This window comes from Gluconacetobacter entanii, assembly GCF_013155425.1.
In the GTDB taxonomy this organism is placed as follows: Bacteria; Pseudomonadota; Alphaproteobacteria; order Acetobacterales; family Acetobacteraceae; genus Novacetimonas; species Novacetimonas entanii.
Genome location: NZ_JABJWD010000099.1, coordinates 1 through 11293 on the forward strand (window position 1 = coordinate 1; position 11293 = coordinate 11293).

Here is an 11293-nt window from a genome sequence, read left to right on the forward strand (position 1 = left end):
GGGCAGGGTCGGGTCGGGGGCCACGGGTGGCCTGTCCGACATCATGCGGCGGGGGGGAAGATCCTCCTCGGGCAGGGCGTCGGCAAGGCTGTCATGTCCATGTGCGGAGGGTTCCGCCGACGCCATGGCGGGGGGCTGGGTGCGGGCGCGTATGTTCTGCGCCAGCGCCTGCGTGCCCGCGGCAAGGCGTGCTGGCTGACGCCCCACCGTGCGCAGCGCGCGCCCGATCGCCCGCCATTCCGATAGCGACAGTGCCAGCGCCAGCGGAATCAGCAGCAGCGCCAGCACAAGGCCAAGCAGCCACATGACGGGCCGCCCCCACGCCCCCATCAGGCTGACGCCCGCCTGCAGCGCCATATGTGCAAGGGACAGCCCGACCGCGCCCCCCAGGCCGGAATCGGCGGGCCATTGCGGGTTGGGAAAGGAGGGGAGCATGATCGGCAGCGCCGCGAGCAGCGCGGAGACGACCGGCATCGCCGCAAGCAGCGCGGTGACGCGGATCAGCCCCGATCCCACGCCATTATGGCGGATGATGCGCCATCCCCATGCGATCAGGGCAAGGATGGCCAGCGCACTGGTGACGCCCATGTTCTGCAGCAGGAAGTCCGAGACATAGGCCCCGACCGTGCCCAGCAGGTTGGTCGGCGCCTGCGCGCTGGAGGTATTGGCCGAGGAATCGCGCGGGTCATAGCTCCACAACGCGGCCATCAGCGCGAGGGCGAGCATCCACAGCACGACCCCGCCCGCTTCGGCAAGGCGCCGCAGCAGGCGCGTCCGCGTGGGGCCGGACGTCAGGGACTCGGGGATGAAACGGCCGGAGATCGCCAAAAATCCGTATCCTGCTTGCATGGCCATGAAATCGCGGCATGCAGGCTGCCGGGGTGTGGCCGTCATGAAAAATCCGGGCGGGGTGGGCCGGGCCCAAGCCCATGCACCCCCGCGCAAAGGGGACTATAACGCGGCGATGGCGGGTGAAAGAAGGGCGGTTGCGTCTTTTATGGACGAAATTATCGTGCCCGGCCGTCCTCGTGCCGCCAGACCGACAGGCGTGCCGCGCCATGTTCGCGCTGTGCCAGCAGGTGTTCGGGGGCGATTGGCGGGGCCTCGTCAGCGGCCGTTTCCACGATCACCAGCGCGCCGGGCGCGATCCACCCGCCGCGTTCGAGCGTGGCGAGGGCGGCGGCCGGCAGGTCGCGGCCATAGGGCGGGTCAAGGAACACCAGATCCGCCGCGGCCGCCGCGCCACGGGGGGGCAGGCGCGTCATGTTCCATGCCCGCACCTGCGCCATGGCCTGCGCCCCGCAGGCTGCGATATTGTCGCGCAGGGCCGACAGCGCGTTGCGGTCGCTTTCGATGAACAGCGCACCCGCCGCCCCACGCGACAGGGCCTCCAGCCCCAGCCCGCCGGTGCCCGCGAATCCGTCGATCACCTGCGCGCCCTCGACCCGGTCGCGCCCGGCCCATGGCGCGTGCATCAGCATGTCGAACAGCGCCTGGCGCACCCTGTCTGCGGTCGGGCGCGTCACCCGGCCCGGTGGCGCGCGCAGGGCGCGGCCACGGAAACGTCCGGCGACAATCCTCATGGACGGCCCGTCATGCCCGGCCGTTGCGGCGCGGGCTGGCAAGTCCGGGCACCTGTTCACGCAGGACCTTGCCGGTGACTTCCTCAAGCTCCTCGCGCTCCAGCGTGCCGAGCTGGAACGGGCCATAGGAGGTGCGGATCAGGCGGCTGACATGCAGGTTCAGCCCGCGCATGACCTTGCGGATCTCGCGGTTCTTGCCTTCGCGCAGGGAAACGGTCAGCCACGCATTGTCGCCCCGGCTGGAATCCAGCGCCGCCTCGATGGGGCCATAGCGCACGCCCTCGAACACGCTGCCCTGCGCAAGGTCGGCGAGGCGGTCCTCGTTCACCACGCCGAAGACACGCACGCGGTAACGGCGGATCCAGCCGTTGCTTGGCAGTTCCAGGCGGCGGGCGAGTTCACCGTCATTGGTCAGCAGCAGCAGCCCCTCGCTGTTGAGGTCGAGGCGCCCGACGCTGATGACGCGCGGCATCCCTTCGGGCAGGGAGGCGAACACCGTGGGACGGCCGTCGGGGTCGCGGTGCGTCGTCACCAGCCCGTCGGGCTTGTGATAGCGCCACAGCCGGGTGCGGTCGGGGGCGGCGATGACCTTTTCATCCACCTGCACGATGTCGCCATCGCTGACGAAGGTGGCGGGATGGCGCACGATGTCACCGTTGAGGCGCACGCGCCCTTCCTCGATCATGCGTTCGGCGTCGCGCCTGCTGGCAACGCCGGAACGGCCCAGCCACTTGGCAATGCGGTCGCCATGCGGGGCGGAAGGGGCGGGGGAGGCGTCTTTTGTCATTCTGTGTGTCTCGAAGCGTCGATCAGGGCATCGAACAGGAGGCGGTCGCCTGCCGATATGCCGAATTCGGGATGCCATTGCACCCCGATGCAGAAGGGATGGCCCGGCAGTTCCACGGCCTCGATCACACCATCGGGGGCGACGGCGCTGACGATGGCGCGGCCAGGGGTGGCTATGGCCTGGTGGTGGGACGAATTGACCGCCATGCGGGTGGCGCGCGTGATGTGCGCAAGGCGTGTGCCGGGGACGATGGTGACCTCGTGCCCGGCCTCGTGTCGCGGGTTGGGCTGTTCATGGGGCAGGGGGGCCGTGATGGTGTCGGGGATATGCTGTATCAGTGTGCCGCCCAGCGCAACCGCCAGCAACTGTTCCCCGCCACATATGCCAAGGATCGGCCGCCCCATGCGCAACGCCGCCTCCACCAGCGCCAGTTCGGCGGTGGTGCGCGTGGATTTCGTCGTGACGGTGGGGTGGGCATCGCCGCCATCATACAGGTCGGGCGCGATGTCGAACGCGCCGCCCGTGACGATCAGGCCATCGAGTCGCGCGACCATGGCCGCCGCCTGCGCCGCGTCATGGGGCAGGCCGACCGGCAGCCCCCCCGCCGCCGTGACGGCCTCCATGTAGTTGCAGCGCAGCGCATACCACGGATAGCGTGAATAGCCACCGCGCTGCGGGGGGCAGGGCGGTTCGCAGTCCAGTGTCACGCCGATCAGGGGAGGGGACGTATCCATTCCGTTTCCCTAGAATAATTCGCAAGGAAAGGAAATGCGCCTGCGCCCGTCCCGTGTCGTCCCAACAGGCCCCGCCTAGGGCCGTCCCATTACTGCTGCCCCACGGGGGAGAGGCTGCATGCGACGGAACAGGCTTCGGAGCGGCGGATGCCACGGGGTGCGTCCGCGATGGCCATGCCTGCAACAATCGCGGCAGTGGTCAGAATCAGCGTAAGCGTATGCATGCCCTTTCTCCCGTGTGCTGTCATGCGCGCCGATGCCGTGTGATCCGCAGTGGAGTGCGAAAAACCTCGCCGGAAGGTGACGCGCGGGTGAAGTCGGTTTCCCTGATTACAGAATGTTACAGAACGTGACGATATACAAGGCAGGATGGCAGCCCGGATCATGAAATGTCCATGAAAATGGCGGTTTCCTGACATGAATTTGCACTGTTGTTGTGTTTTTGCACGGTAACGGACTGTGCGGTGCCCCATGGGTCGCCGGTGTGCCCCGGTGCGGCCCCATCTGCCCGCCCCCGTTACATGTCGGCAACGTCATGATGGCCCGAAGGGTTGCAGACGCGCTATCATGACATGATGCCGCACCCTTCCTTCCCCGATGCAGCGCCTGGACACGCCCCTGGGAGCACACGTGACCCGATGTCCCTTGCCTTTGCCGAGGCACGGGCCGCAGCTTCGCGCGGGGAGGTGCCGGTGGGGGCGGTGGTGGTCGGCCCCGGTGGCACCGTCCTTGCGCGCGCGGGCAACCGGACGGAGGAACTGCATGATCCCTCCGCCCATGCGGAGATGCTGGCCCTGCGTGAGGCGGTGCGCGTGCGGGGCGGGCAGCGCCTTGCGGACTGCGCGCTGTATGTCACGCTCGAACCCTGTCCGATGTGCGCGGGGGCGGCGGTGCATTTCCGCATCGGGCGCATCCTGTTCGGAGCCTATGACCCCAAGGGCGGCGGGGTGGAGCACGGGCCGCGCCTGTTCGCCCGTCCCGGCTGCCTGCACCGGCCCGAAACCATCGGCGGCCTGCGCGAGCGTGAGGCGCAGGCCATGCTGCGGGCATTTTTCGGCGCGCGCCGCATGTCCTGAAGGGGCGCATCCCGTGGGATGGGACACGGCGTTACGCCGTGTAATCTAACGTATCTTTCATGCGGTGGTATAAGAGGGGTTGGTTCTCTTGCGTCACAGTGCGGGCGATGGGACTGTAACCCCGGTCGGGACGGCCCAGTCCGACGCAAGCGAGATCAGACCAAGATGTTCAGGGATGCCATGTCAGACGCAGTAAAGCCGAAAACCCTTTTCCCCCGCCCGGCGCGCGGGGCACTCCTCGCCACGTTGCTTGCCAGCAGCCTGCTGGGCGGGATGGTGGCCGGTGCGCCCTGCGCCCGCGCGGATGACAGCGGCGTCATCCGGCCTGATACCCAGGTCCAGCAGCTTCCGAATTTCGTCAACCTCGTCAAGCAGGTGAAACCCGCCGTCGTCTCCATCACGGCCAAGATCCACAATGCCGACACGGGCGAGGAAATGGGCGGCGGCATGCCCGGCGGCTTTCCGTTCCCTTTCCCGTTCCAGATGATGCCGCAGCAGCACCATGACGTGGAGGCCCGCGGGTCGGGCTTTGTCATTTCCGCCGATGGCTATGTCGTGACCAACAACCATGTCGTGAAGGGCGCGACGAAGGTGACGGTGACGCTCGATGACGGCACCAGCCTGCCGGCCAAGATCGTCGGCCGGGATTCCAAGACCGACATCGCGCTGCTCAAGGTCACGCCGTCGGGCAAGCTGCGCTTCATCGAACTGGGCGATTCCGACAAGGTGGAGCCGGGTGAATGGGTTGTCGCGGTGGGCAATCCCTATGGCCTGGGCGGCACGGTGACGGCGGGCATCGTCTCCGCGCGCGGGCGCGACATCGGCGATGGTCCGTATGATTCCTTCATCCAGATCGACGCCCCGATCAACCGTGGCAATTCCGGCGGCCCGCTGTTCACGCAGGACGGCAAGGTCGTGGGCGTGAACACCGCCATCCTGTCGCCGTCTGGCGGGTCGATCGGCATCGGCTTCGCCATCCCGTCCGACACGGTCAAGAACGTGGTGGAACAGCTTGAGAAGACCGGCCATGTCACGCGCGGCTATCTTGGCGTCACGGCGCAGGCGATCACGCCGTCCATGGCCACGGCGCTGGGCCTGAAATCCGTCAATGGCGCGCCTGCAGCAGGTGCCCTTGTCGCCAGCGTCAGCGCCGGCAGCCCGGCGGAAAAGGCCGGGATCAAGGCGGGTGACGTCGTGACCGACCTGAACGGGCAGAAGATCGACACGCCCCATACGCTCGCGGTCAAGGTGGCGTCCGTCGTGCCGGGGACCAAGGTGACGGTCGGATACCTGCGCAACAACAAGCCCCAGACGGCGAGCGTGACCATCGCCAACCTTGGCAAGGGCGGTTCGGCCGACGGGACCATCGGCGATGACCATGCCGAGGACAAGGGACCGCGCCTTGGCGTCTCGCTCGCGCCGCTGACGCCGGATGCGCGCCAGCAGCTTGGCCTTGACGAGAATGTCCATGGTGTCGTCGTCAGCGACGTGCAGCCCGGTTCCTCGGCGGAACAGGCGGGCATCCATGCCGGTGACGTGATCCAGGCGGTGGGCAACAAGCCGGTGGAAAATCCCCGCGCCACGGTGTCCGCCATCCGTCAGGCGCTGGAGATCAACCATTCCGTCCTGCTGCGGGTCGTGCGCAACGGGCAGAGCATCTTCGTCGCGGTGACGCCCGGCAGCGATGACAACGACAATGGCAGCGATGACGACGACGACCAGTAAGCCGTATTCCACCATCAGGTGCGATAACATTTCCGGCTAAGGAAAACCGGGGGCATGTCCCCCGGTTTTTTTACGCCAATCGTCCAAAAGTTTTTGGTGAAGCTTTTTTCAAAAAGCTTCGGAAGACGCCGCCTTTCTCGATCAAAAGGCGGCACCCAAAAACTTTTATTATGTTTATCGGCGGTTTTTTGAAACAATCCCCAAAGGTGATTGTCGCGGCCTGACTTCTTGCGTATCTGCTGTGCGTCGTGTTGCAAGTCGCGGAGGGGTTATGACCGGTCCAGTATCATCCGATCCACAGATGTCCGTATCCGGGACGTCCACACCGGGAGAAGCCCGCCTGATTGATGGCAAGGGATTCGCCAACCGCCTGACGCAGGACATCGCGGAGGACGTGCGCACGTTCTATGCCCGCCATCAGGTGACGCCCGGCCTTGCGGTCGTGCTGGTCGGCAATGATCCCGCAAGCGAGGTCTATGTCCGCAACAAGGCGTTGCAGACCCACCGTGCGGGCATGCGGTCGTTCATGCACATGCTGCCGGAGACGACATCGCAGGAGGAACTGCTCGCCCTGATCGGGCGGCTGAATGTCGATCCTGAAATCCACGGCATCCTTGTGCAGTTGCCGTTGCCGGGTGGGCTTGACCCCGTGGCGGTGACCAACGCCATCGACCCGCGCAAGGATGTGGATGGTCTGGGCGTGGTCAATGCGGGGCGCCTTGCCCTTGGCCTGCCGGGGATCGTGCCGTGCACGCCGCTGGGGTGCCTGCTGCTGCTGAAATCCTATGTCGGGGACCTGCGGGGCCTCAACGCCATGGTGGTCGGGGCGTCGAACCTTGTCGGCCGTCCCATGGCGCAACTGCTGCTGCGTGAGGGCTGCACCGTGACCGTCGCGCATATCGACACGCGCAACCCGCAGGCGCTGGCGCGGCAGGCGGATATCCTGGTGGTTGCGACCGGGTGCAGCGGACTGGTGACGGGCGAATGGATCAAGCCCGGCGCGACCGTGATTGATGTCGGCATCTCCCGCGTGCGGCTGGATAATGGCAAGACGCGGCTGGTGGGGGATGTGGTGTTTGACGAAGCCCGCCGCATCGCGGGACAGATCACCCCGGTTCCCGGTGGCGTCGGCCCGATGACGATCGCCTGCCTGCTGCGCAACACGATGCAGGCGGCGCGTGAACTGGTCGAAGGCGCGGGGGGAGGCGTGTGATGCATGTTTCCGTCGAACTGATCCCCCGCGATACCGAAACCCTGCTGCGTGACGCGGCGGAGGTGCGGTCGTGCTTCCCCCTTGCGGACATGATCAACATCCCCGACCTGCTGCGCTTTCCCCTGCGCAGTTGGGACGCGGCGGCGCTGGTCCGCCCGCATTTTCCCAACGTGATCCCGCATATCCGCGCCATCGACATTGCCCCCGACGCGCCCCTGCCGGGCGTGGGGCAGGAGGGGCTGGAGGCGGTGCTGGTGGTGCAGGGCGACCCGCCATCGGACCTGCGTCACCTGACCTATCCCAACACGACCGAAAGCATCATCCGCCGTTACCGTGCGGAGGCCCCGCACCTGTCGGTCTATGCCGCGTTCGACCCGTACCGACGTGCGCCGTACCAGGAAATGGAGGCGATCGCGCGCAAGAAAGAGGCCGGGGCCGTCGGGTTCTTCACGCAGCCGATCTTTGACATGCGGATGCTGGACCTGTGCATGAACTGGCTGCATGGGGAAAATGTGTTCTGGGGTATTTCCCCCGTCGTCGGCCCGCGCTCGCGCTCCTACTGGGAGACGACGAACCATGTCATCTTCCCCCATGATTTCGAGCCGACGATGGAGGCGAACATCGCCTTCGCCCGGCAGATGATGCGCACGGTGCGCGCGCAGGGGGGGAATGTCTATCTCATGCCGCTGCGGGTGAACCTGCAACGGTATCTCGTGCCGCTGTGTGACGCCTGAAAAGGAAAAGTGATAAAAGTTTTTGGGTGCCGCCTTTTTTCAAAAAGACGGCGTTCCTTGAAGCTTTTTGAAAAAAGCTTCACCAAAAACTTTTGATTGTATCAGGCAGCCTCTGGCTTGCGTGGCCGGAGGCTCCTCTGCGTTTCAGTAAGGAGTCAGATCCAGCCCTGCGCGCGGATCAGGCCGAAGGCTGCGATGGTGACCATGCAGGTGATGCGCCCGTCGCGGATCATCGCCTCCATCTCCTCCAGCGTGACCTTGTGGCAGGTGATGTCCTCCTCCGTATCCTCGCGCGCGGGCGGCCCCTGCGTCAGTCCGGTGGCGAGGTAGGCGCGGCCCTTCTGCGTGGTGTATCCCGCGCCCTGGTACATCAGGCCGGCGTCGCGCATGGTTTCCGCAAGCAGGCCCGTCTCCTCGCGCAGTTCACCGCGCGCCACGTCCTCGGCGCTGGCGTCGGGGCGGGTTTCCCACATGCCCATCGGCAGTTCCCACATCCGCTGCTTGATAGGGTAGCGGTATTGCTGGATCAGCGTGACGAAGCGTTTGCCGCCTTCCTCCCACAGGGGCAGGATGACGACGAAATCCCCACGTTCGACCACGCCGTACAGGCCCTTGCGCCCATTGGGACGGATGATGATGTCCTCCCGCAGGCGGGTCCACGGGTTTTCATAGGCAAGGCGGCTTGATACGGTGACAAAGCCACCCGCGTCGGGCGTGGGGTCGATGGGCGTGTCGGTCATGATGGCGTGCGGGCCTGCTGTCCTGTTGGCGGGATGACGTCGGGACACGTTATATGTTACCCCCCTGTCCTGCCAACCACGACGCGCATCGCGTTATGTGCATGGGTCACGCGCTTGTATTGCCTGCGTTATGCCCGTTTACTGATATTGCATGACTGCTGCCGCCGCATGTTCCTTCATGCGGGCTGACGGGTATGGCCCGTATCGCAGTGACCTGTATGTTCCAGCCGGAGTTTCGATCGCATCATGACCCTGCCGCAGACGTCCACGGCGTCACCGACACGGCGGATTCTGGCCGTCGTCCTGTTCAATCTGCTGTGTTACATCGATATCGGGCTGCCGATGGCGGTCATCCCGGTCTTTGTGCATCAGGTGCTGGGATACAACACGGTCATCGCGGGTTTCGCCGTGTCGCTGCAGTATCTTGCGACCTTCGCCTCACGTGCTTCGGCGGGGCAGGCGGCGGACCGGCGCGGGGCGAAACCGGCGGTGGTGATCGGCCTTGTGGTCTGCACGCTGTCGGGCGTGATGCTGATGACGTCGGGCATGCTGCGCCATTATGCCGCGGTGTCGGCGCTGATGCTGATTTTCAGCCGCGTGTTCCTTGGCGTCGGGGAAAGCTGGACCGCGACCGGCGCGATCATGTGGAACATCGGGCGCGTGGGGGCCGCGCGCACGGCGCAGGTGATTTCATGGAACGGCGTGACCTCCTATGGCGGGATCGCGCTGGGCGCACCGATCGGGCAGATGCTTTCGGGCCTGCCGCTGCCTTATGGGGGGCTGGTGCTGGTGGGGTTCCTGTCGGCGCTGCTGCCGTTCATCGGGTTCCTGATGGCGTTGGGATACGAACCCGTGGCCCCCGTGGTGCACAAGGGACCGCCCACGCCGTTTCGCACCGTCTTCTGGCGCGTCCTGCCGCATGGGGCGGTGCTGGCGTGCGGGTCGGTCGGGTTTGGCACCATTTCATCGTGCCTTGCGCTGTTTTTCGCGCACCAGAACTGGAATGGCGCTGCCATCGCGCTGGCGGCGTTCGGGATCGTGTTCGTGCTGGTGCGTTTCGTCTTCGCACGCCAGATCGACCGTCGCGGCGGCCTGATCGTGGCGCTGATCTCCCTTATTGTGGAGACGATCGGCCTGCTGGTGCTGTGGCGCTGTTCCAGCGTGTTCATGGCCGATGTCGGCGCGGCCCTGACGGGGGCGGGATTCTCGCTCGTGTTTCCCGCCCTTGGCGTGCTGGCGGTCGCGCGGGTCGGGCCGGAAAACCGTGGCGCGGCCCTTGGCGCGTTTTCGGTGTTCCTTGATATCGCCGTGGGCCTGTCGGGACCGCTGCTTGGCCTTGTCATCCAGACGATGGGCTATGGCGCGTTGTTCATGGTGTCGGCACTGTTTACGCTGGCGGGGGTCGCGACCACGATCCTCCTGCAGCGCCAGGCGCGTGCATGAGGGCGCGTGGCCGGATATCCATCGCCATGATTTGTGGGAGACTGCTCTGATATGTCCATTTCCTCGGCCGCTGTATTCTGTGGATCGCGCTTTGGCGTGCGGCCCGAATTCCATGATGCCGCCACGGAACTCGGCACATGCCTGGGGCAGGCGGGGATCCGCCTGGTCTATGGCGGGGGTCATGTCGGCCTGATGGGGGCCGTGGCCGATGCGACGCTGAAGGCCGGGGGACGGGTGACGGGAATCATTCCCGCGTTCCTGCATGACCGCGAAGTCATGCATGAAGGGGTGACGGACCTGACGGTCACGACCTCCATGCATGAACGCAAGGCGCTGATGTTCTCGAAATCCGATGTCTTCGTGGTGATGCCCGGCGGGCTTGGCACCTTTGACGAGACGATCGAGATCATGACGTGGCGGCAGCTCAAGCAGCATGACAAGCCGATCTTCATCGTCAACATTGCAGGCTGGGCGGGACCGCTGCTGGCCATGATCGAATCCGCGATCGAAAACGGATTCGCATCGCCGAGCGTGCGTCGCCTGTTCCATGTGGTCGAGGATGTACCCGCCCTGATGCGCGCGCTGCATGGTACTGCCACCCCCGATGGCGGGAACGTTAACGTCGATCATTTCTGAAAAGACGCCTCTCCCCCTTGCGGAACCCGCCAGACCCCTGTATAGCCGCCTCCAGACGGAGTGTAGCTCAGCCTGGTAGAGCACTGTGTTCGGGACGCAGGGGCCGGAGGTTCGAATCCTCTCACTCCGACCAGCCCTGTTTTTACAGCGGACTGGTCGATCCGCCTGAAAAAGGCGCCGCCTTCAGGCGATATTCCCCGTCAGAAAATCATGCCAGAAATTATTGGATATGTGCCCCCTCGCGCAGGGGGCTGTATTCTCCCATATTGGTGCTGATACGCATGCAGCGTCCGTGCGCCGTGCGCATGGGGCGGGATGCAACATATTGATAGGATCCCGTGCCATATCGGGGCGTATTTGCGGGGCATGATGCCCCTGGCGAGGGAGGAACTGGGAATGAAACGCTTTCTTCTGGCTGGCGTGGTGCTGGCCCTGGCCGGGGGCATGATCGTCGGTGGTCCCGTGCCTGCTGATGCCCGTGGCGGCGGCGGAGGCGGTGGTGGTTTCCGTGGCGGTGGCGGCGGAGGCGGCTGGCACGGCGGTGGTGGTGGCTGGCATGGCGGCGGCGGCCGGTGGCGCAATGTCGATGGCTGGCGCGGTGGCGGCTGGAGCGGCCGCGGCT

13 protein-coding genes and 1 tRNA gene are annotated in these 11293 nt (G+C 65.7%); 8 read left to right on the top strand and 6 right to left on the bottom strand.

What is annotated here, in order from left to right; all coding sequences use genetic code 11:
* From HNH97_RS15215 to HNH97_RS18210, 5 genes are all read right to left on the bottom strand, one after another.
* Positions 1 to 828, bottom strand: an 828-nt coding sequence (locus HNH97_RS15215) for a DNA translocase FtsK 4TM domain-containing protein (RefSeq protein WP_171791449.1), incomplete at its 3' end; no start/stop codon positions are given.
* Between the two features lie 179 nt (positions 829 to 1007).
* Complete coding sequence (gene rsmD / locus HNH97_RS15220) at positions 1008 to 1583, bottom strand: 16S rRNA (guanine(966)-N(2))-methyltransferase RsmD (protein ID WP_171791450.1); 576 nt, start codon at positions 1581 to 1583, stop codon at positions 1008 to 1010.
* Between the two features lie 10 nt (positions 1584 to 1593).
* Positions 1594 to 2370: a pseudouridine synthase gene (locus HNH97_RS15225; RefSeq protein WP_110095252.1), complete on the bottom strand. Its 777-nt coding sequence runs from the start codon at positions 2368 to 2370 to the stop codon at positions 1594 to 1596.
* Positions 2367 to 3104 carry a gamma-glutamyl-gamma-aminobutyrate hydrolase family protein gene (locus HNH97_RS15230; RefSeq protein WP_171791451.1) on the bottom strand — a complete coding sequence of 246 codons (738 nt, stop codon included), beginning with the start codon at positions 3102 to 3104 and terminating at the stop codon, positions 2367 to 2369. Before HNH97_RS15230 ends, HNH97_RS15225 begins: the two co-directional genes overlap by 4 nt.
* Positions 3105 to 3193: 89 nt before the next feature.
* On the bottom strand, positions 3194 to 3328 hold the full coding sequence (locus HNH97_RS18210) for a hypothetical protein (protein WP_261310486.1): 135 nt from the start codon (positions 3326 to 3328) through the stop codon (positions 3194 to 3196).
* 414 nt (positions 3329 to 3742) lie between these two features.
* Here HNH97_RS18210 and HNH97_RS15235 point away from each other — a divergent pair, with 414 nt between their 5' ends.
* The 4 genes from HNH97_RS15235 to HNH97_RS15250 all read left to right on the top strand — a co-directional run bounded on the left by HNH97_RS15235 (position 3743) and on the right by HNH97_RS15250 (position 7852).
* On the top strand, positions 3743 to 4180 hold the full coding sequence (locus HNH97_RS15235; RefSeq protein WP_110913836.1) for a nucleoside deaminase: 438 nt from the start codon (positions 3743 to 3745) through the stop codon (positions 4178 to 4180).
* Between the two features lie 165 nt (positions 4181 to 4345).
* Positions 4346 to 5905, top strand: coding sequence for a Do family serine endopeptidase (locus HNH97_RS15240; RefSeq protein WP_390670822.1), 1560 nt, complete (start codon positions 4346 to 4348; stop codon positions 5903 to 5905).
* A 301-nt stretch (positions 5906 to 6206) separates the two neighbouring features.
* Positions 6207 to 7118 carry a bifunctional methylenetetrahydrofolate dehydrogenase/methenyltetrahydrofolate cyclohydrolase FolD gene (folD, locus tag HNH97_RS15245; protein ID WP_171791457.1) on the top strand — a complete coding sequence of 304 codons (912 nt, stop codon included), beginning with the start codon at positions 6207 to 6209 and terminating at the stop codon, positions 7116 to 7118.
* On the top strand, positions 7118 to 7852 hold the full coding sequence (locus HNH97_RS15250) for a methylenetetrahydrofolate reductase (protein WP_171791453.1): 735 nt from the start codon (positions 7118 to 7120) through the stop codon (positions 7850 to 7852). Before folD ends, HNH97_RS15250 begins: the two co-directional genes overlap by 1 nt.
* A gap of 155 nt (positions 7853 to 8007) precedes the next feature.
* Here HNH97_RS15250 and HNH97_RS15255 read toward each other — a convergent pair whose 3' ends face one another.
* Complete coding sequence (locus HNH97_RS15255) at positions 8008 to 8592, bottom strand: NUDIX domain-containing protein (protein ID WP_171791454.1); 585 nt, start codon at positions 8590 to 8592, stop codon at positions 8008 to 8010.
* A gap of 246 nt (positions 8593 to 8838) precedes the next feature.
* On the opposite strand from HNH97_RS15255, the gene HNH97_RS15260 reads away from it, so the two are divergent.
* The 4 genes from HNH97_RS15260 to HNH97_RS15275 form a co-directional block, all read left to right on the top strand.
* Complete coding sequence (locus HNH97_RS15260) at positions 8839 to 10035, top strand: MFS transporter (RefSeq protein ID WP_110913817.1); 1197 nt, start codon at positions 8839 to 8841, stop codon at positions 10033 to 10035.
* A gap of 51 nt (positions 10036 to 10086) precedes the next feature.
* Positions 10087 to 10671 carry an LOG family protein gene (locus HNH97_RS15265; RefSeq protein ID WP_171791455.1) on the top strand — a complete coding sequence of 195 codons (585 nt, stop codon included), beginning with the start codon at positions 10087 to 10089 and terminating at the stop codon, positions 10669 to 10671.
* Positions 10672 to 10727: 56 nt separating this feature from the next.
* Positions 10728 to 10804, top strand: a tRNA-Pro gene (locus HNH97_RS15270).
* Positions 10805 to 11067: 263 nt separating this feature from the next.
* Positions 11068 to 11293: hypothetical protein (locus tag HNH97_RS15275; protein ID WP_216657685.1), on the top strand; the 226-nt coding region annotated here is incomplete at its 3' end.

Bases quoted from the DNA above. Each gene is read 5' to 3' on its own strand.
- folD (WP_171791457.1), top strand. From the start codon at position 6,207: ATGTCCGTATCCGGGACGTCCACACCGGGAGAAGCCCGCCTGATTGAT.
- HNH97_RS15225 (WP_110095252.1), bottom strand. From the start codon at position 2,370: ATGACAAAAGACGCCTCCCCCGCCCCTTCCGCCCCGCATGGCGACCGC.
- rsmD (WP_171791450.1), bottom strand. From the start codon at position 1,583: ATGAGGATTGTCGCCGGACGTTTCCGTGGCCGCGCCCTGCGCGCGCCA.
- HNH97_RS18210 (WP_261310486.1), bottom strand. From the start codon at position 3,328: ATGCATACGCTTACGCTGATTCTGACCACTGCCGCGATTGTTGCAGGC.
- HNH97_RS15260 (WP_110913817.1), top strand. From the start codon at position 8,839: ATGACCCTGCCGCAGACGTCCACGGCGTCACCGACACGGCGGATTCTG.
- HNH97_RS15265 (WP_171791455.1), top strand. From the start codon at position 10,087: ATGTCCATTTCCTCGGCCGCTGTATTCTGTGGATCGCGCTTTGGCGTG.
- HNH97_RS15230 (WP_171791451.1), bottom strand. From the start codon at position 3,104: ATGGATACGTCCCCTCCCCTGATCGGCGTGACACTGGACTGCGAACCG.
- HNH97_RS15250 (WP_171791453.1), top strand. From the start codon at position 7,118: ATGCATGTTTCCGTCGAACTGATCCCCCGCGATACCGAAACCCTGCTG.
- HNH97_RS15255 (WP_171791454.1), bottom strand. From the start codon at position 8,592: ATGACCGACACGCCCATCGACCCCACGCCCGACGCGGGTGGCTTTGTC.
- HNH97_RS15235 (WP_110913836.1), top strand. From the start codon at position 3,743: ATGTCCCTTGCCTTTGCCGAGGCACGGGCCGCAGCTTCGCGCGGGGAG.
- HNH97_RS15240 (WP_390670822.1), top strand. From the start codon at position 4,346: ATGTTCAGGGATGCCATGTCAGACGCAGTAAAGCCGAAAACCCTTTTC.